This is a genomic window from Bifidobacteriaceae bacterium, from assembly GCA_031281585.1.
Taxonomy (GTDB): Bacteria; Actinomycetota; Actinomycetes; order Actinomycetales; family WQXJ01; genus JAIRTF01.
In genome coordinates, this window is sequence record JAITFE010000056.1 from 79,449 (window position 1) to 100,513 (window position 21,065).

A 21,065-nucleotide genomic window follows, 5' to 3' on the forward strand; every position below is an offset into this window, starting at 1 on the left:
TGGCGCACCGGGTGGATCGGCCCAGTCCGGCGCGCAGGCCGCCCCTAGGATTGTGGTCATGTCGCAATCGTTCCACTGGACCAACCTTGACAATGAGGCCGTCGCCGCCGCCAAAGCCCTCGCCGCAGATTCGGTCGAGAAGGCTGGCTCCGGCCATCCCGGCACCGCCATCTCGCTGGCCGGCGCCGCCTACTTGCTCTTCCAGCGCCTCATGACCCATGATCCGGCCGATCCGGCGTGGCCGGGCCGGGACCGCTTCATCCTCAGCGCCGGGCACACGTCGGTCATGCTCTACACCCAGTTGTACCTGGCCGGCTACGACGTCTCCCTAGACGACCTCAAGGCGTTGCGCACCGCGGGCTCCATCACCCCCGGCCACCCCGAGGTGGGCATGACCCCCGGCGTGGAGATGTCGACCGGCCCGCTGGGCCAGGGTCTGGCCAGCGCGGTCGGCATGGCCATGGCCGCCCGCCGCGAGCGCTTCCTCTTCGATCCGGCCCCCCAGGCCGACGATGCCGCCGGGCCGACCACCAGCCCCGACAGCGTCTTCGACCACACCATTTGGGTGATCGCCGGCGAAGGCGACCTGGAGGAGGGCATCACCTCCGAGGCGTCCTCCCTGGCGGGCACGCAGAAGCTGGGCAACCTGGTGGTGTTGTTCGACCAGAACCAGATCTCGATCGAGGGCGACACGAACGTGGCCTTCACGGAGAACGTGGTCGAACGCTACGAGGCGTACGGCTGGCACACCCAGACGGTCGATTGGACCAGCGGCGGCCGCTACCACGAAGACTACGAGGCGCTCTACCAGGCGCTCCAGGCCGCCAAGGCGGAAACGGGCAGGCCGTCCCTGGTCAGGCTGCGCTCGATCATCGGCTGGCCCGCCCCGACCAAGCAGAACACGGGCGGCATCCACGGCTCCAAGCTGGGCGCGCCGGAGGTGGCGGGGCTCAAGCGCGCGCTTGGCCTGGACCCGGACGCGACGTTCAACGTGCCGGAGGAGGTCCTGTCGGTCACCCGCCAGGCCCGCGAGCGCGGCGCGAAGGCCCACGTGGCCTGGCGGGCCCGCTTCGACCAGTGGCGCGCTGTCAACCCGGCGGGGGCGGAACTCTGGGACCGGCTGAGCCAAAAGGCGCTCCCGGCGGACATAGAAGACGCGCTGCCCTTGTTCGCGGCGGGGTCTTCGATGGCGACCCGGGCGGCATCGGGCAAGGTGCTGTCCGCGCTGGGACCGGTCCTGCCGGAACTGTGGGGAGGCTCGGCGGACTTGGCGGGCTCCAACAACACGACCATCGCGGGGGCGACGTCCTTCCTGCCGGACAACCCGGGCGGGCGCACCATCCACTTTGGGGTGCGGGAGCACGCGATGGGGGCCATCCTGAACGGGATCGCACTACACGGCCCGACCCTCCCCTACGGCGGCACCTTCCTGGTTTTCTCCGACTACATGCGGGGCGCGGTCCGGCTGACGGCCCTGATGAACCTGCCGGTCACGTTCGTTTGGACGCATGACTCGATCGGGGTGGGCGAGGACGGCCCGACCCATCAGCCCGTCGAGCAACTCGCCTCGCTCAGGGCCATCCCGGGCTTGGACGTGATCCGGCCCGCGGACGCCAACGAGGTCGCTTGGGCCTGGCGCCATGTGCTGGCGCGGCGCCGTCCGGCCGCTTTGATCCTGAGCCGGCAAAACCTTCCGGTCTTCGACCGGCTGGGGGAAGGGCTGGGCCAAGCGGTCGACCTGTGCGGCGGGGCCTATGTCCTGGCGGATTCGGAACTGCCGAGGATCGACGTCGTCTTGTTGGCCACCGGCTCGGAGGTGCAACTCGCGTTGAGCGCCCGCGCGCTGCTGGCCAAGGAGGGGATCGGGGCCCGTGTCGTGTCCGCGACCTGCCTGGAGTGGTTCGCGGAGCAGACGCCCGAATACCGCGAGGACGTGCTGCCGGCGGCGGTCAAGGCCAGGGTCTCGGTCGAGGCCGGGATCGCCATGCCGTGGCGCCAGTGGGTGGGCGATGCCGGTCGGTGCGTCTCGGTCGAAGCCTACGGGGAGTCGGCGGCGGCCGGGGAGCTGTTCGAACGGAACGGCTTCACCGCCGAACACGTGGCCGAGGCGGCCCGGCAGTCGATCGCGGCCGCGCGGACTCCATGACGGTCAACCCGTTGGTCGATCCGCTGGACCAACGCGTCCCCCGGATCCCGGCGCCGTGCGCGCTGACGATCTTCGGCGTGACCGGCGACTTGGCCCGCCGCAAGGTGCTGCCCGCCATCTACGACTTGGCGAACCGGGGGCTGTTGCCCGCCGGGTTCTCCTTGACCGGGGTGGCCCGCTCCGACTGGTCCACGGCCCAGTTTGTGGGCCAAGCCCACGCGGCGGTGGCCTCGGGCGCCCGGACGCCTTTCCGCCAGCGGGTGTGGGAGCAGTTGACCGCGTCGATGGCCTACGTCAGCGGCGACATCCAGGACGCGGACACGTATGCCCGCCTGGGCGAGGTGCTGGACAATTCGGACCGCGGCTTCGGCACCGGCGGGCGCCGCGTCTTTTACCTGTCCATGCCGCCCGCCACCTTCGACGCCATCTGCGGCCACCTGGCCACCTCCGGCCTGGCGGGCCAGGGCAAGGACGCCAAGGTGGTGATAGAGAAGCCGTTCGGCCATGACCTCGCCTCGGCGAGGGCGCTCGATTCGACGCTCAGCCAGGTCTTCGAGGCGTCCAGCGTCTTTCGGATTGACCACTACCTTGGCAAAGAGACGGTGCGGGGCATGTTGGCGACCCGGTTCGCGAACCAGGTCTTCGAGCCGTTGTGGTGCCGCGACCACGTGGACCACGTCCAAATCACCATGGCGGAGGAGTTGGGGGTCGGCTCGCGGGCCGGCTATTACGACGGGATTGGCGCCACGCGGGACGTGATGCAGAACCACCTTCTCCAACTGCTGGCGATCACCGCGATGGAGGAGCCGGCCTCCTTCGGCCCGGCCGACCTCAGGGCGGCCAAAGAGGCCGCCCTGGCGGCGGTCCGCATTCCCGGCCCGGTGGCCGAATGCGCGGCGCGGGGCCAGTACACGGCCGGCTGGCAAGGCAACATCCCCGTGCCGGGCTACCTGGACGAGCCGCGGATCCCGGACGACTCGAGGACGGACACCTACGGGGCGCTCAAGTTGGAGGTCCAAACCGACCGCTGGCGGGGCACGCCGTTCTACCTGCGCACCGGCAAACGCCTGGGACGGCGCGTGACCGAGGTGGCGATCACCTTCCGGCGCACCGCCGACCAGCTCCGAGCCGCCGCGCAGGGGCCGCCGCCCGGAGCCAACGCGCTGGTCATCCGAATCCAGCCGGACGAGGGCATCACCCTGCGAATTGGCGCCAAAGTGCCCCAAACCAACATGGAGGTGCGGGACGTGACCATGGACTTCTCCTACGGCCACGCCTTCACCGAGTCGCTGCCGGACGCCTACGAGCCGCTGATTCTGGACGTGCTGTTGGGCCAAGACCCCCTCTTCCCCCGGTCGCGCGAGGTGGACGAATCCTGGCGGGTGATCGACCAGGTGGAGGATTACTGGGCCTCGTTGGACACCCGGCCCGAACCGTATGAGGCCGGCACTTGGGGGCCGGCGGGAGCGGACGCCCTGCTCAGGCGGGACGGCCGGGAATGGAGGCGGCCGTGATCATTCCGCTGTACGCGACTTCCACCGCGCAGGTCGCCACCAAGCTGGTCGAACTGCGGGAAGACGGCGGGGTGGCGGCCCTGGGGCGGGTGCTGACGTTGATCATCCAGTGCGAGGCCGGGGACATCGAGACGTCTATCCAAGCCGCGAACCTGGCCTCCATGGAACACCCCTGCCGGGTGATCGTGCTGACCGCCGAGGACCTGGACGGACCCGCGTCGATGGACGCGCAGATCAGGGTCGGATCGGACGCCGGCGCCTCAGAAGTGATCGTCCTCAGGCTCCGCGGCGAGCCGGGGAGGCACCTCGACGCGGTCGCCACGCCGCTCCTGCTGCCGGACACGCCCGTCGTGGCGTGGTGGCCGGACCAGCGTCCCGCCGTGCCGGCTGAGGACCGGTTGGGAGCGTTGGCCTCGCGCCGGATCACCGACGCGACCACCTCGGAACGCCACTTGGCCGGCGATGCCGACGCGGCGCCCCTGCTCTCGGCGTTGACCTCGGGCTACCGGCCGGGCGACACGGATCTGACTTGGACCAGGCTCACGCCCTGGCGGGCGGGGCTGGCGGCGGCTTTGGAGATCCCGCCAACCGAACCCGTCACATCGGCGACTGTGAGGGGGCCTTGCTCGACGGCATCGTACTTGATGGCGGCGTGGTTGACCGACCGTTTGCGGGTGCCGACGCGGCACCAGGCGAACGACTCGCCGTTCCTGACGGCCGTCGAGTTCCACTTGTCCGGCGGCCGGCGGATCCTGCTGGACAAGGAACTGGAGGAGTCGCAAGCCGTGCTGCGCATCACCGGGCAGGTGGACCGCGTGATCACGCTCAGCCGCCGCAGCCGGGCCGAGGCGCTGGCGGAGGAGCTTCGGCGGCTCGAACCGGACGCCGCCTACGGCCATCTGGTCTTGGATGCCGTGCCCGCGTTCGTGGAGGCGATGGGTGCCGGCGCCGCCGGGGAGCAGGACCCGCCGCCGCTCTTGGGCGCGGCGGGAAGCGCGGCGACGGGAAGCGCGGCGACGGGCGGCGCCTCATGAGGGACGTGATCGTTCTGCCGGACCCCATGGCGGTGGCGGAGGCCGCCGCGCAGCGCCTGGCAGGGTTCTTGCTTGAGTCCCAGTCCCTGGCCTCGGCCACCCATGTGGCGCTGACCGGCGGCGGGACCGGGATCGCGGTGCTGGACCGTCTGCGCGCCAACCCGCTGTTGGGCGCGATTTCCTGGCCGGACGTGCACTTTTGGTGGGGCGATGAGCGCTTCGTGGCCGCCGGGTCGCCCGAGCGCAACGATTCCCAAGCCCGCCGGGCGCTGCTGGATCATTTGCCTGAGGCGCCGGGCGGGACGCATCCCGTCTCCGCCGCCAATGAGGGGTTGTCGCTTGAGGAGGCCGCCACACGCTACACCGCTGACCTGCGCCGCCACCAGGTGCGGTTCGACCTGGTGCTGTTGGGCGTGGGGCCGGACGGGCATGTCGCGTCGATCTTCCCTGGCGCTGGCGACGGCACGGGCCTGGCGGCGCCCGGCGCGTTCGCCGTGCCCAACTCGCCCAAGCCGCCCCCGGCACGGGTGTCGCTGACTCTGGACACCATCAACGCCGCACGCCAGGTCTGGCTGGTGGCGGCCGGTTCGGCCAAACGGGACGCGGTGGCCGCGGCGCTCGGCTTGGCGGCGCGCCCGGCCCCGCAACAAGAATCCGCCGGCCCGGCCGACGCGGCCCGCGCTCCCGTCCCGGCCGCGCGGGTGGCGGGCCGCGAACGCACTCTGTGGCTGGTCGACGCGGCGGCGGCTGCGGCCTGACGCCGGAAATGGGGACGGTACCTTTTTCGGCCCAAGCCGAAAAAGGTACCGTCCCCATTTCTTAGCTGGGAGTTAGCTGGAAACGGTACCGTCCCCGTTTTTGGTCTTGGTCTTGCGGCGGATTATTAGGAGGACCACGCCCGCGATCAGCGCCAGGCCCGCCAGCGCCGCCAGCGTCAACAGGCCGTTCGCGCCCGTGAACGGGAGGCGGCCGGGCACCTCGACGGTGACGCTCGAACAGGACTTGACGCACTCGGCGGGCGGGATTTGGGTGGCGGTCGAGGATGTCGACTCCGGCGCCCAAGCGGTGTTGCGGGCCAGGCCGTCGCCGCTGCCCGCCACCTTGACCGAATAGGTGATGGTGACGCTCTGCCCCGCGCCCAACGGGCCCGACCAGCGCAGCCGCTGCGCCGCATAGACCACGGCGCCCAGGCTGGCCCGGGCGTCGCCCTGGTAGACCGCGTCGTCCAACACGTCAGACAGGTCGTCGACCAGCTCGGCCGGGCGTTCCGCCGTGAAGTCGACCGGACTGGTGTTGGTCGCGACGATCGAATAGCGGAGCACGCTGCCGATCCCCACCGGGCTGGGCGCCGCGACAGACTTGGCCACCTCGATCACCGGGGTTGTCACGTCGGAGGAGGCGCACGCCTCGCCCGTGATCGGGTCAACACCGGTGTTCTCCGGGTCGTCGCAGCCTGGCGGCGGCGGATTGGGGACCGCCGGGTCGCGCGGCACCCAGGCGACGTTCTTGAGCTGCCTGTCCCCGCCCTCTTTCAGCGTCACCGAATAGGTCAGCGTCGCAGTGGCGCCGGGCGCCAACGGCCCGCGCCATTCCAGCACCGACTGTTCGTAGGTGAAGGTTCCGCCGGCCCCGCCGTCGGAGGCGCTGGCCAGATCGAACGGCTCCGAATCGTCCAGCAAGTCCGCCAGCGAGTCCGCCACCACCGCCGGATTGGCGGCCGTGAACGCCGCCGGCCCGGCGTTGCGCACCTCAACCCGGTAAGTCAGCGGCTCGCCCGGCCGGACGTCCACCACGCCGTCCACTTCTCCGTCCACCCGTTTCGCGGTCACCTGCAGGATTGGGCGCTCTTGGTCCACCGCCGAGCAGGGCTCGCCGGTCGCCGGATCCGGTTCGCCGGCCGGCGCGGTGCAGCCCGGCTCCGGCGGCGACATCAGCGACGGGTCGTTCGGCGACCAGGCCAGGTTCCGCAACCGGCCGTCGCCGTTCAGAGTCAACTCCACCGCGTAGGCGAGTTCGACTTGCTCCCCGGCGGGCAGCGGCCCGGACCACGCGACCACCGGGCTCTCCCAGGTCGCCGAACCGGCTGCCGGCTGGTTCTCCCAACCGGCCCACACCGCATCGTCCAACACGTCGGACAGATCGTCGCGCACCACCGCCGGGTCCTCGGCGGTGAAATCGCCCGCCCCGGTGTTGGCCAACGTCAACGTGTAGACCAGGCGGGCGCCCGCAGGCCAGCCGGCTCCGTCCGAACTCTCCGCCACCGTCTTGGCGATGCTCAACCAAGGCATCTTGACCTGGTCGTTCGCGCACCAGTCCTGGCCCGGATTGTCGCAGGCCGGCGGTTCTCCCGGATCATCCGGGTCGGCCGGGGCCCAAACGGCGTTCTTGACGTCCCCGTCCCCACCGTGCCTCAACGTCAGCGAATAGGTGACGTCCACATGCTGGCCGACCGCCAAAGGCCCGGACCACTTCAGCAACGGCTCCTCGTAGCCGAGCTGCCCGCCCGCGCCGTTGTCAGACGCCGTGGCCAGGTCGAACGGCAATGCGTCGTCCAGCGCGCCGGCCAGCGAGTCGACCACGACCGCCGGATGGTCCGGCGTGTAATCGCCTTGGCCGGTGTTCTCAACCCGGAAGGTGTATTCGATCCGGTCGCCCGGCCGGGCGTGCGCGGGTTCGTCGCTTTGGCCATCCCTGACCAGCCGCGACGTTTTCGCGATCGCCAGCACCGGCTGCCGCAGGTCGCACACCGCGCAGCTCTCGCCGGTCGTCTGGTCCACCCGGCCCGTCCCGGCCCGCGTGAAGCCGGCGCCCGACTGGGTGGTGGACTGCTCCACGCAAGCGGGAGCCAAAGGCTCGCTGGGATTGGCGGGCACCCAGGTGACGTTGTCGATCCGGTGGTCGCCGCCCTCACCCAGTTGGACCCGGTAGGTGAGCACCACTTCGGCCCCCGCCGCCAGCGGCCCGCGCCATTCCAGCAACGGCTCCGCGTAGGCGAACTGGCCGCCCGCGCCGCCGTCTGAGGCTGTGGCCAGGTCGAACGGCCGGGAATCGTCCAAAACGGCGGCGAGCGAGTCCTCGATCACCGCCGGCCGCGCCGCCGTGAACGCCGCCGGTCCCACGTTGGCGGCCACCACGGTGTACGTCAGCCAGTCGCCCGGCCGGGCGTAGGCCCCGCCGTCCACGCTCTTGGAGACGATCTCAAGGATGGGCCGCGACTGGTCGATCAGCGAGCACGGCTCGCCAGTGGCCGGATCCAAGCCGTCCACCGGGGCCTCGCAGTCCGGAGGCGGCGGCGGGACGGCCGGATTGTTGGGGAACCAGGCCAGGTTGCGCAGGTCGCCGTCGCCGCCGCCCGTCAGCTTGACCGCGTACTCCAACACTGCGGACTCGCCCGAGGCCAGCGGCCCCGACCACGTCAAGACCGGGTCCGCCCAAACAGTCGACCCGGCGCCGGGCCCGGAAACCACGCCGACCCAAACGGAATCGTCCAAAACCCCGCTCAAGTCGTCGCGAACAACCGCCGGTACGGCCTGCGTGAAGTCGCCCGGTCCGGTGTTTTCCAACGTCAACGTGTAGACCAGGCGCACGCCCGCCTGCCAGTTCCCGTCGGGCGGGTCTTGGCGCACCGTCTTCTTGATCGACAACTCCGGCATGGGGAACTCGTCGCTGGCGCACCACGGCCCGGAATGCTGCTCGCAGGACGGCGGCGGCCCCGGATCGAGCGGGTCGTCCGGCACCCAGACCACGTTCGACAGCCGTCCGTCCCCGCCGGGCTTCAACGTCACCGAGTAGGTCACCACGACGGTTTCCAGCGGATCCAGTTGGCCGGTCCAGCTGAGCCGGTCGGCCGACTCGACCCAGTCGAGTTGGCCGCCGCCGCTGACGATCACGGCCTGGTCGTCCCAGGTCGCGTCGTCCAGCACGTCGGTCAGAGTGTCGACAACCACCGCCGGATGGGCGGCCGTGTAGGCGCCCGAACCCCGGTTCGTGATGGTCAGCGTGTATTTGACCTGGTCGCCGGGCCGCGCGTAGGGCGGCGGGGTCGCCTCGCCGGGCCGTTCCACCACGGAGGTCTTGGCGATGTCGAGGACCGGCGGAGTCAGTTGGACCTTCGCGCAGGCCTCTCCGGTCACGGGGTCCGATCCGGCGCCCATGCCGTCCGGCAGGTCGCAAGCGGGCGTGACCGGGTCAAACGGGTCGCGCGGAGTCCAGGCGACGTTGGCGGTTCTGGTCGCCGACATGGTGTCGCCGAGGCGCACCTGGTAGGTGATGACCACCGACTCGTCTTGCCCCAACGGGCCGTACCACAAGAGCATCCCCGCCGTGTCCAGCGGACTTAGGTCGATTTGGCCCACGTTTGGGCTCACCGCAACCGACGAGGCGACAAAGGCGCCGAACTCCAACACACCCGACAGGTCGTCGAGCAGCCAGGCGGGGGAACCTTCGTTGAAATCGAAGGCGCCAGTGTTGTGCAGGGTGACGCGGTAGGTGACGGTTTGGCCGGGCATCGGGTCGGACGGAGTTGCCGTCTTGGTCACCTGGAGCCCGCTCTTGTCGAACGCCTCGACCGAGCACGGCTGCTGGGTCTTCGGGTCGACTCCGCCGGAGGCCTGGTCGCAATCCGGTTTGTCGAGGCGGCCGGGGTCGTTGGGCCGCCAGACAATGTTTCGGACCGACCCGTCGCCGGTGTCCTTCAGCAACACCTTGACTTTGAGCACCACGCTTTGGCCGGAGGCCAACGGCCCCTCCCAGCGGAGCAGAGGAGAGTTCCACGTCAACTCGCCGGGGGGATCCGCTGTGACCTGCACGTCGGCCAGGCCGCCGAAGTCCGCGTCATCCAACACGTCTCGCATGTCGTCCACGAACACGGCCGGATGGTCCGCGTCGAAGTCCATGAAGGACGTGTTGCTGACCGACACGGTGAACTCGACCGTGTCGCCGGGATTCGGGCTCTGCGCGTCAGACCACTTGGCGACCGCCAGCACCGGCCGAACCAACTCGTCGGCCGCGCAGGGTTCGCCGGTGACGGGGTCCAGCAGGTCGGACGGGTCCTGGGTGTCGCACGCGGGGGGCTCCGGGTCCGGGTCGCCCAGGTCTTGCGGGGTGAAGGCCACATTCCGGGTGATCCCGTTCGCGCCGCCCGTCAAGGTGACCGAGAAAGTGATCACCACGGTGTCGCCTTGAGCCAGCGCCGAGCGCCAGACCAGCCTGGTCGGCGTGGCCAGCGCCGGGGCCGTCACAATGGCCCCGCCCACGCGCGCCTCCGCGTCATCGTTGAAGACGGCGCCGTTCAAGACGGTGGCGAGGTCGTCTATCACCACTGCGGGGTTGGCGTCGGTGTAGTCCGCCTGGCCGATGTTCGTCGCGCGGATCGTGTAGGTCACCACGTCGCTTGGGGCAAGCTGGCGGCCCTGGCCGTCCGAGGTCTTTTCGATCTTCAGCGAAGGGTAGTACTCGCCGATCGCGGAACAAGGCTCCATGGTGTCCGGGTCAACGATCGCCCCGGCCGGCCCGTCGCAATCGGGCGTCTCAGGCGGCACCGACGGGTGCGGAGTGTCCGGCTGCCAGGCGACGTTGCGGATGAAGCCGTCGCCGTGGGCCGCCTTGGTGAAGGAGTACCGCAGCGTGACCGTGCCGCCGTTCCGCTCCAGTGGACCCGACCAGGTCAGATAGGGATCCTGGTAGTCGAGTTCCCCGACGTCCGGCTGAACGGCGGCGTTGCCGTCATAGGAGGCGCCGTCCAGCAGTTGGCGGAAGTCGTCCACGACCACCGCCGGGTGGCCAACGGTGAAGTCGGCCGGCCCCACGTTGGTGATGACGACCTCATAGGCCAAGGTCGCGCCCGCCGGGTGCGGCGGCTGGCTCGTCAGCTTCTTCGTCACCGTCAACTGCGGAATCTGGCGGTGGTCGGCGGCGCAGGCCTCCTCGGTGTCCGGATCAAACGGTCCCACGCCCTGGTCGCAGTCCGGCGCCTTGGGATGGGCGGGGTCCGCCGGGTCGAACGGCGCCCAGACCACGTTGCGCACGTCTCCGTCGCCGCCCCCGTGAACCTTGACCGCGAACTTGACCACCAGGCTCGCGCCCGGATCAAGCGCACCCGACCAGCGCAAACGTCCGGTTGTCGAATCGAACACGGGCTGGTGCTGGCCGTCCACCGGCTGCCCGTCGACGCTCGCGGTCAGGGATCCCTCCACCAAGGAGGAGTCGTCCAAGACCGGCGCCAGGTCGTCTTCCACCACCATGGGCTCCGCGTCGGTGTAGGGGCCCAGGCCCACGTTGGTGGCCGTCAGCGTGTAGGCGATCTCCTCGCCCGCCGTCACCGTGCCCATGGGGAAGGAGGACTTGGACAGCGCCGGCAAAGGACCGCGCAGGTTGAGCCCCGCGCAGATCTCGCCCGTCGTCACCGAGGTGACGGGTTGGCCGTCGGTCGAGGGGACGCACGGTGGTGTGGGCGGCGGCGGGTCCACGGCGTCATGGTCGAACGGCGCCCAGGCCACGTTGCGGAAGGCCCCGTCGCCGGCGGGGTTGACCTTGACCTTGTATTCGACCACGACCTGGCCGCCAGCGGGGATTGGGCCGGCCCAGCGGAGCAGCCCGGTCACGGGATAATACGTGGCTTCGCCGGCCAACACCCCCGGCGCGCCCGCCTGGTAGGCCGTCTCAGAACCGGTGACCCAGTCCGCTTCGTCGAGGATCCCGGACAGGTCGTCCCAGACCACCGCCGGCTCGGTCTCGGTGTACGCCACATCGGAGATGTTCGCCACCAGGAGTTGGTACGTGAGGGTGTCGCCGGGTGCCGGGTTTGAGTCGTCCACCTGCTTCGACAGCGTCAGCAAAGCCCTGTGCTGTTGCAGCTTGGAGCACGGCTCGCCGCTGGCCGGGTCAATCCCGCCGCTCAGCGGCTCGCCTTGGCCGTCCACGCAACCGGGCGTGGCGGGCACCCCGGGCGTGAACGGATTGGCGGGCGCCCAGGCGGTGTTGGCCAGCACGGTCGAGGCGGTCTGAGTGGTCCCGACCAGGCGGACCGAGTATTCGATCACCACACTCTGGCCGGCCTCCAACGGTCCGTCCCAGGTCAGGACCGGCTGCGTGTAGTCCGGCTCCCTCGCCTGGTCGGCTCCGGCCGGATTGTAGGTGGCGGACGCGGGCCGCTGGAAGGCGGCCCCCGCCAGGATTCCCGTCAGGTCGTCGCGGATCAGCGCCGGGCTGGCTTTCGTGAAGGCCGCGCCGCCCGTGTTGGTCGCCGTTATCCGGTAGGTCAGCAGGTCGCCGGTGTGAGGCGCGGCGGGCGGGTTGACCAAGGTCTTGACCACGGCGAGGTTGGCCTTCCCCACATGGGCTGCCGCACAGCGCCCGGCCGTGGTCGGGTCCGGCAGGTCCGGCGTGACCGGGCAAGCGCTGGGATCCGGCGGAGTGGTGTCCCCCGGGTCGACCGGCGACCACGCGACGTTGTAAAGGTCGCCGTCGCCCTGGGCGGTCAGCGTCACCGAGTAGACAATCGCCACGGTCTGGCCCGCTTTGAGCTGGCCCGTCCAGCTCAGCCGTTGGCTGTCCCAGTTCAACGTCCCAGCCCCGGTTGACGGCGCCTGGGCCACATAGGGCTCCGTTTTCCACACGCCGTTGGCCAGCACGTCGCTCAAGTCGTCCAGCAGGTAGGCGGGGTTGGAGGCCGTGAAGTCGCCGTCGCCAATGTTGGTGAACCGGATCACGTACGTGACCTCGCTGCCCTGACGCGGCACCGCCGGCGCCTGGGCCGTCTTCTCCAAGTGCACTAACGCGCGCGGCATGGTCACCTGGGCGCAGGACTGCGGGGTTCCGGGAACCGTCCCACCTCGGCAGTCCGGCGGGTCCAAGTCGGCCGGGCCATGGGGTGCCCAGGCCACGTTGACCAAGGAGGCCGGGGCCGCGCCGGTCAGCGCCACGCTGTAGGTGATGGTCACCGATTCGCCGGCGGCCAGCGGCTCTTCCCAGGTGAGCACGCCCGCGTCAAGAACCGGGTTTCCGCAGGGGAAGGAGTTCCCGGGGCACGATGCCGTGGCGTCGCCTTGGTAGGTAACGCCCGGCAGCATTTGGACAAGCGAGTCGCGCAGACGGGCCGGGTTGGTGGTGGTGAAGTCCTCGTCGCCGGTGTTTTCAAGGACAACCGTGTAGGTGACCACGTCATCCGTCTGCAACGTGCCCGCTCCGGGCTGGGGGTCCGAGGTCTTGGTGACCGTCAGGGCCGGTCGCCTGATCACGTCCACCCCGCACGCCTCCTCGACCTCGCGCAGACGGTTCGACTCGCAGACGGGTGTGGGCGGCAGCGGTTCATAGGGGTCGAACGGCTCCCAGACCACGTTGGCGATGGTCCCCGCGCCGCCTGAGCTCAAGGTCGCGCGGAACGTCAACGTCACCGTCTGGCCGGCGGCGCGCGCCAAGCTCTTGCCGCTGAGCAGCGTGCCCCTCCAGATCAGGCGGTTGTTTCCGAACTCGAAGGCGCCTTCGTTGCGGGGATCGTCCACATCCCACGCCTGCGTCCAAGAGCCCGCCTGCAGTTGTGCCCCGGCCAGGATCGCGGTCAAATCGTCATGCAGCACCAGCGGCGCGCCGGCCGTGTAGTCCACGTCGGAGATGTTCTTCGCCGTGATGGTGTACTCGACCGTGGCGCCGGGAACCGCCTCCGTCAGTTCCACGGACGGGTCGGCCGCGTCCAAGAACCGGTGGGTCTTGGCCAACTCGACGGCGGGTTGGGGCGCCTCCGCCCGGGCGCAAGCCTCTTGAGTGACCGCGTCTAGGCCGCCCACGGCCGGGTCGCAGGCGGGCGCGGCAGCGGCCGGGTCGCTCGGATCGTCTGGTTGCCAGGCGACGTTGACCACCACGGGGGCGGCGCTGCCGCCAACCGTCAACTCGTAGATGATGACGGCCGAGGAGTCGGGCTGGCCCGCCGCCGCCAAGTCGCCGGTCCAGGTGATCCTCTCTTGCGGCTCGTCAAAGACGGCGGTCCCCACGGTAGCGCTGAGCCCGCCGTCAACCCAGGTGGCGCTGGCGAGAACGTCGCTGAGGTCGTCCCAGATCACCGCCCCCTGATAGGGGACGGGGCTGATGTTCGTGACCCGAACCGTGTAGCTGAGCGTGTCCAGAGCCTGCGAGTCGCGGGTGACGTTATAGGCCTTGGAGACGCGTAGCACTGGGAAATCCAGGACCACCCGGGCGCACGCCTCGCCGGTCGACTGGTCTCGGCCGTCCGGCGCCGACGCGCAAGCCGGCGGAGCGGTGCTGGCCGGGTCGGTCGGCGCCCAGGCCACGTTGACAATCCGGCCGTCGCCGGCGGCGGTCAGCTGAACGGCGTAGGTGATGGTGGCGGTGTCGCCTTTGGCGAGCGCGCCCGTGTAGGTGACCAACGGCGGGTTCGGCGCGGCGGGGAAGCCGACCGAGCCCGTGTCGCCGGGTTTCAACGTGGGCGGGCTGAAGGGGTCCAGGGTCGAATCAGACAGAGTGTCCGCCAAGAAGTCTCTGACCACCAGGGGCCGCTCGGCGCTGTAGTCGACTTGGCCCACGTTCTCCAGCGTGATGGTGAATGTCGCGTGGTCGCCCACCCTGGCCGCGCCGGTGGCGGGCGAGACGACCTTGGTGATGGCCACCTTGGGCAGCGGGAAGCTGACCGCCCCGCACGGCTCCCCCGTCGACGGGTCGGCCCCGGAGGCGATCAGTCCGCCGGGGCCCGCGCAGGCGGGCGGCTGGGGCGTGACCCCGTTGGTCGGCACCCAGGCCACGTCCTTGACCGTCAGGTCGCCCTTGGCGGTGAGCGTCACGCTGTAGGTGATCGTGACCGTCTGGCCCACCCGCAACGCGCCCGACCAGGCGATCCTGGCGGCGGCCCGCTCGAACTCGGGCGGGCGTGGCGAGCCGGCCGGACCGCTCAAGGCGGCGGCCAGGCCGACTGGCTCCACGGCATCGTCCAAAGTGCCGGACAAATCGTCATAAACGGCTGCGGGCACGCTGGTGGTGAAATCGGCGCCGCCCACGTTCTTGGCGGTGACCGTGTAGTGGACTGTGTCGCCTATCCTGGCCCCCCTCGGGTCGTTGTCGGCCGTTTTCGCCACCTCAAGCAGCGGGCGGTCCAACTGGACCGCGGCGCAGACCTCGCTGGTCACCAAGTCGTCCGGATCGGTCACCCCGCCCGCGCAGGCGGGAACGGCCGGCGGATCGTGGCGTGGGACCCAGGCGACGTTGCGCAGGCTCCCGTCGCCGGTCGGCTTCAGGGTCACCTCGTAGGTGATCACAACCGTGTTTTCGCCCGGCGCCGTGCCCAGGGTGCCGGACCAGCGGATGGTCTGATCGCCGGAGTCGAAGACCGGCGCGGCCCCGACTGAGGCGGTCAGGGAAAGCGGATCCAAGGTGGCGTCTGTCAGGACGTCGGACAGGTCGTCCCAAATCGGCACCGGCACCGCGTACGGCGCCGCGCCAACGTTCACGCCGGTGATGGTGTAGCGGACCCGCGTGCCCGGCGCCGGCCCGTTCAACGGGTCGGTCTGGGCGGTCTTCGACAAGCGGAGCAGCGGCCGGGACTCCAGGACAACCGCGCAGGGTTCGCCCGTGACCGCGTCCAGGCCCGTCGAGGAATCGCATTGGGCGGGCGGGACGGGCGGCGGGTCGGAGCCCGTGGGCGGCGTCTGGCCGCGCGGCGCCCACGCCGTGTTGCCGATCACGCCGTTGCCGGTGCCGGTCAACTGGAACTCGTAGGTTATGACCACGGTTTCGCCCACGGCCAAGGGCCCGGACCAGTAGAGACGGGCGTTGGCGGGGTCGATTGTCGGATCCGCGACCGTTTGGCCGTTGACCTTGGCTTGGGCGCTGCCGGCCACGTAGTTGGTGCCGTCCCACAAGTCGGCTAGGTCGTCGGCCACGAACAGCCGCCGATCCGCCGTGAACGGCTCTTGGCCCGTGTTCTGCGCCGTGACCTCGAATTTCAGCACGGCGCCCGAAACCAGGTCCGAGGGCGGGTCCACCATGCGCTTGGTGATCCGCGCCAAAGGCCGGCCAAACGACAAGGCCGCGCAGATCTCGCCCGTCTGCGGATCTGGGCTCGAGGCGCAAGTCGGCGGGTCCGGGTCGGCCGGGTCGTTCGGCGCCCAGGCCACGTTCTCCAACGTCCCGTTCCCGCTGGAGTTCAGACGGACCGAGTAGGTCAGGGTGGCGGTCTGGCCGGCGGCGAGCGGGCCGCTCCAGCCGATCAACTGGGGGGCCGCCTCGTTGGCGCCCAGCAGGGTGCCGCCGGCCGCCCCGGCAACGCTCAAGTCGCGCTGGTAGGTGGCGTCATCCAAGATGTCGCCAAGGTAGTCGCGGATGACCGCCGGGTTGGCGGTGGTGAAACTGCCCGGACCTTCGTTCTTGGCCGTGACGGTGTAGGTGATCAGGCTGTTCGACCGGTCGGCGGCCTGATGGTTCGAAGACTTCGACAAGACCAGGTGGGGCGCGCTGAAGTCGTTGACCGCGCACGGCTCGCCGGTCACCCTGTCGGTGCCGGAGGGCGCGTCGATCGCGCAAGTGGGGGTGGTGGACACGTTCGGATTGTCAACCCAGGCCACGTTGTCCAGGGACCGGTTCCCGGCCTCCGTGTACCTCACGGTGTACTGCAAGATCACGGACTGCCCACTGGGCGGGGCCGGTCCAACCCAGGTCAGCAGCTTGGTGGACGGGGTGAAGGTGAACACGCCGTGCGGGTTGGCGCTGTCGCTGGTGACCCCCAGCCAAGTCGCGTCATCCAAAACCCCCGCCAAATTGTCCTGGACCGTGATGGTGGCGGGCGGCACGGCCGGACCGGCGCTGGCCGGGCCCGCGATCTCCAACGTGTAGGTGATCTGGTCGTCCGGCCTGGGAGTGCCGGCCGCCGTGGACCGCTTGGTGATGGTGTACGGGTCCAACGTGAGCGCGATGGCGTGGTCTTCGACTTCTCCGTCCATGACCACTCCGACCGGCTTCTTGTCAACGCGCGGGTCGTCCGTGATGAGGAACCTGCCGATCACCTGCGCTTGCGGCGCCGTCGTGATTGGGACGTTCCACGCCAGGGTGAAACGGCCCGAATCCGGGCAGGGCACCTTGCTCGGCGTGACCGCCTGCCCGGCGGGGGGCGCCGGCCCGGACAACTCCGACTCTTCGAACACCCGGTTGCCGTTGAAGTCGATCCAGCCCCAGACGTTGGCGTCCCTTCCCGAGTCCTGGCACGCCAAGTCCCGCAGGACCACCGTCCCGCCCCGGTAGGCCGAGAGGGCCTTGGGGATGGCCAGGTCTTCGTCGTTGGGCTGGGCGTTGACGTCGTCCCCCGTCGCCGTGGCCGTGTACGGCTGCGTGCCCTCGCCGTCCACCACGGCGCCCAGCCGCAAGGGCGGCTGGACCAGGTCAGCCAAGCTGAACGCTGGGTCGAACACGTTCTGTTCGGTGGGCCCCGGTCCCACAATGCCGCCACTCCATTGGGGGAACGCCTGCGCCCCGGCGGTGGGGTAGGTGTTTTGGGCGTCCCCCCAGTCGATAAAGCTGACCACGCCGATCGCGATGGCCGAGGTGCCGCCGCCTTTGATCTCGATGTCGGCTCCGGTCGCGCCCTCCATGAAGGCCACGGCGGCGGGGCCGCCCTGCTCGCATTCCTTTCCGCCCGCGGGAGGCTTGAGCGTCAAGGTATTGTCCGCCGCGAGGTCCGCCACCGTGTATTCGGCGCACCCGGCGATCCGGTAGCGGTCAATGATCCGCCAGGTGACCCCGCTTTCGAGCGGCTTGGCTTTGACGTATTCCCCCTGCTTGTCGTTCGAGGATTCGGAGTCGGAGACCACCAGCCCCGGCACCGGCAGCGGCACCGGCACGTTCACGCCGCCCGGATTGTCCGGACTCCGCAACGACATGCTGCAAGAGACTCTGAAGGAAACTGTCGCGCCGCTTGTGGAGTTCGCTATCCCGACGTACATCTTGTTATTGGTTCCGGTTTTCCCGTCGTTGTATAGGTCATCCAAGCCGTCGTTCCGCCATCCGCCGGGCGCGTAAACCTTGATTTGGTCAGTCCCCCCTGCTGCATGTTTCCCGAAATCAGAGAGCGTGCATTGTGTCGTTAGGAATTCGTTGGTTCCGACCTGACGCGTGTTCGTGACCGGTCCCGGTTGGATGTCAGCCGCGCTGGTGCCCCATTCGAACCAGTCGATCAGACCCCGAAACCGCCCCAGTCCCCCGGTCGCGAAAACCGCGTCGGCCTTGGGGCTGGTGCTCACCAGCACCGCGGGAACGCAGATGGCCGCCGCCACGAAGGCGGCTAACACGCGCGCCACGCGGGCGCGCCTGGATCCAAGCGTTGAAGCGGGCGCAGCCGCGCTGCCCCCGTTATCCACGTTTCCTTTGGCCTTGGCGTCTTGTCGCCCTTGCGCGCCAGCTTCGTGTTTCCTCAACGCCTTTACCCCCTCATGGTCGTTTTCAGTGCCAGCAGGAGGGCAGTCCCCGCCTCCCGGCGCCGTTTCGACTTCGCTGATTGACCAGCCTATTCCATTTGGGCTGAGCACAATTTCCCCGTCAGTGGGCGCCTACCAGGCAAGACGGCGGCCAAGCCCTCTGAAGGCCGTCCTAGACTGGGGCGGTGCCGGAATTGCCTGAAGTCGAGACGGTCCGCGCCGGGTTGGAGCGCCTCATTGTCGGCGCGACCATCGCGAGCGTTGAGCCCCTTCAGCCGTCCAGCCTGCGGGGGGATGTCGCCAGCGCCCTCGGCCGGCGCGTCCTGGGCGCCCGCCGGCGCGGCAAAGTCCTCATCGTTGACCTGCAAGACGGCTATTCCTTGGTGGCACACCTGAAGATGACAGGTCAATTGGTCTTCCGCCCGGCAACTGCCGCCGCGTCGTCCGCCGCCAGCCCGGCACCCGCTCGCCTAGGTAAAGCTACCGGCAGTTCCCCCGATCCGGTCGCCGCCCCAACGCCCGCCACACCCTCCGCCCACACTGCCTCCGGGCGCGCGCCCGGTCCCGCCGGGCCGCCGCCCGCCGGCCCGGCCGCCTCGGCTCAGCCGTTGGCGCCCGGTCCAACCGCCCCGCCCGGCGCGTGGGGCGGCGGCCATCCCTCCGATTCCCTGATCGGCCCGCTGCCGGACAATTCCACCCGCGTCATCATCGGCTTTGCGGACGGCGCCCGCCTTTACTTCAACGACCAGCGCAAATTCGGCTGGTTGGCGGTCATGCCCACCGACCAGGTGGAAGAGATTCCGCTGCTCGCCAAAATGGGCCCCGAGCCGTTCGAGCAGGAGGCCTGGCCGGAGTTCCGCCGCCGCGCGCGGCGCCATCAGCGCGCGCCCGTCAAGGCCGTTCTCCTGGACCAGTCGGTGGTGGCGGGAATCGGCAACATCTATGCGGACGAGGCCCTTTGGGCCGCCCGCATCCACCCCGAGACTCCGGTCGGGGCGCTGTCAGACAGGGCGTTGAAGCGGCTCTTGGAAGCCGCCGCAGAGGTCATGGCGCTCTCCTTGTCCCTGGGCGGCTCAACCGACCGGAACTACGTGGACGCGGAGGGCCGACGGGGCGCCTACCTCGACTTCGCCAAGGTTTTTCGCCGGCAGGGCCAGCCCTGCGAACGCTGCGGCCGTCCCATCCTCAAGACGCGTGTGGCCGGCCGTGGCACGCACCTGTGCGCCCGCTGCCAACGGCGCCGCCCCCTGGCGCCGCCAACCCCCAAACCGTGACCGGGGCGGGCGGGCCGACCGGTCGGCATCGTGCGCCAAGAAACCACTCCGACCAGCGAAAACGCCTGGCGCGGCGATTTGCAAAAGACCGGTGACAGAAAAGGAAACGGCCGGTAAGCTGAAAGCACCTTGCATGGCGTAACCCCCCAAGTGAGAGGTGTCAGATGATCAAAGCCGATCTACAAGAAACCTACGGTTTGTACATTAATGGCGAGTGGCGTCCGTCTTCCGACGGCGCCACTTTTGTCAGCACTTGCCCCGCCAACGGCGAGCCCTTGGCGCGCGTGGCGGAGGCGACCAAGGAGGACGTCGACGCGGCCGTGGACGCGGCGTGGGCGGCCTTCGAATCCTGGAAGAAAGTCGAACCGGCGGCCCGCGCCGCCATCCTCAACCAAATCGCGGACGTGATCGACGCGAACGCCGCGCACCTGGCGCTGGTGGAGTCGCTCGACAACGGCAAGCCCATCCGCGAGACCAGCGCGATCGACATTCCGTTCGCGTCCGACCACTTCCGCTATTTCGCGGGCGCGGTCCGGACCGAAGAGGGCACGGCCACGCTCCTGAACGAGGAGACGCTGTCGCTGGTGCTGCGGGAGCCGATCGGCGTGGTGGGGCAGATCGTGCCCTGGAACTTCCCGTTCCTGATGGCGGCCTGGAAGCTGGCGCCGGTGCTGGCGGCCGGCTGCTGCACGGTCTTCAAGCCCTCTTCGCTGACCTCGCTCAGCGTGTTGGAGTTGGCCCGGCTGATTGGCGACGTGCTGCCGAAGGGCGTGTTCAACGTGGTCACGGGCAAGGGCTCGAAGTCCGGGCAGGCCATCTTGGACCACAAGGGTTTCCGCAAGCTGGCCTTCACCGGCTCCACCGAGATCGGCTGCGCAGTGGCGAACGCCGCCTCCGACCGCCTGATCCCGGCCACGTTGGAACTGGGCGGGAAGTCCGCCAACATCTATTTCCCGGACGCCCAATGGGACATGGCCATGGACGGCCTGCAGCTAGGCATCCTGTTCAACCAGGGCCAGGTCTGCTGCGCCGGTTCGCGCGTGTTTGTCCACGAGGACATTTACGACAAGTTCGTGGCGGACGCGGTTGAGGCGTTCAAGAAGATCAAGGTCGGTTTGCCGTGGGAGCCTTCCACCCAGATGGGCTCGCAAGTGGACCAAAACCAACTCGACCAGATTCTGGGCTGGGTCGAGGAGGCCAAGACCGAGGGCGCCAAGGTCGCCGTGGGCGGCGAGCGGGCACCCGGCGAGGAGTTGGCCAAGGGCGCGTTCATGCAGCCCACCCTGATCGTCGACGTGACCAATGACATGAAGGTGGCGCAGGAGGAGATTTTCGGCCCGGTGGCCGTCGTCATCAAGTTCAAGACCGAGGAGGAAGTCGTCGCCATGGCCAACGACTCGGTTTACGGCCTTGGCGGCGCGGTCTGGACCAGGGACATCAACCGCGCCATCCGCGTCGCCCGCGGGATTGAGACCGGCCGCGTGTGGATCAACACGTACAATTCCATTCCGGCCGGCGCGCCGTTCGGCGGCTACAAGGCCTCCGGCATTGGCCGCGAGACGCACAAGGTCATTCTGGAGCATTACACCCAGCAGAAGAACATCATGATCAACCTGTCGGAGTCGCCTTCGGGCTTCTACCCCGCCGGCTGATCGGGTTCGGACGCATCCAGGGCCGTGTCGCCTCAA

7 protein-coding genes are annotated in these 21,065 nt (G+C 69.4%); 6 read left to right on the top strand and 1 reads right to left on the bottom strand.

What is annotated here, in order from left to right:
• Positions 1 to 58: 58 nt before the first annotated feature.
• From tkt to pgl, 4 genes are read left to right on the top strand one after another with little or no spacing between them, the layout of a single operon-like run.
• Complete coding sequence (gene tkt / locus LBC97_06360; protein ID MDR2565671.1) at positions 59 to 2,146, top strand: transketolase; 2,088 nt, start codon at positions 59 to 61, stop codon at positions 2,144 to 2,146.
• Positions 2,143 to 3,660, top strand: coding sequence for a glucose-6-phosphate dehydrogenase (zwf, locus tag LBC97_06365; GenBank protein ID MDR2565672.1), 1,518 nt, complete (start codon positions 2,143 to 2,145; stop codon positions 3,658 to 3,660). The genes tkt and zwf overlap by 4 nt, the downstream gene beginning before the upstream one ends.
• A complete protein-coding gene (locus LBC97_06370; GenBank protein ID MDR2565673.1) occupies positions 3,657 to 4,694 on the top strand; it encodes a glucose-6-phosphate dehydrogenase assembly protein OpcA in 1,038 nt (345 codons plus the stop codon). Before zwf ends, LBC97_06370 begins: the two co-directional genes overlap by 4 nt.
• Positions 4,691 to 5,452 carry a 6-phosphogluconolactonase gene (gene pgl / locus LBC97_06375; GenBank protein MDR2565674.1) on the top strand — a complete coding sequence of 254 codons (762 nt, stop codon included), beginning with the start codon at positions 4,691 to 4,693 and terminating at the stop codon, positions 5,450 to 5,452. Before LBC97_06370 ends, pgl begins: the two co-directional genes overlap by 4 nt.
• Before the next feature lie 72 nt (positions 5,453 to 5,524).
• Here the strand turns inward: pgl and LBC97_06380 are convergent, their stop codons facing one another.
• A complete protein-coding gene (locus tag LBC97_06380; protein ID MDR2565675.1) occupies positions 5,525 to 17,986 on the bottom strand; it encodes a CshA/CshB family fibrillar adhesin-related protein in 12,462 nt (4,153 codons plus the stop codon).
• Between the two features lie 302 nt (positions 17,987 to 18,288).
• On the opposite strand from LBC97_06380, the gene LBC97_06385 reads away from it, so the two are divergent.
• On the top strand, positions 18,289 to 19,377 hold the full coding sequence (locus LBC97_06385) for a hypothetical protein (protein ID MDR2565676.1): 1,089 nt from the start codon (positions 18,289 to 18,291) through the stop codon (positions 19,375 to 19,377).
• 164 nt (positions 19,378 to 19,541) lie between these two features.
• The gene (locus LBC97_06390) at positions 19,542 to 21,029 is read left to right on the top strand and encodes an aldehyde dehydrogenase family protein (protein MDR2565677.1); all 1,488 of its coding nucleotides are present in this window, start codon (positions 19,542 to 19,544) and stop codon (positions 21,027 to 21,029) included.
• Positions 21,030 to 21,065 lie beyond the last annotated feature (36 nt).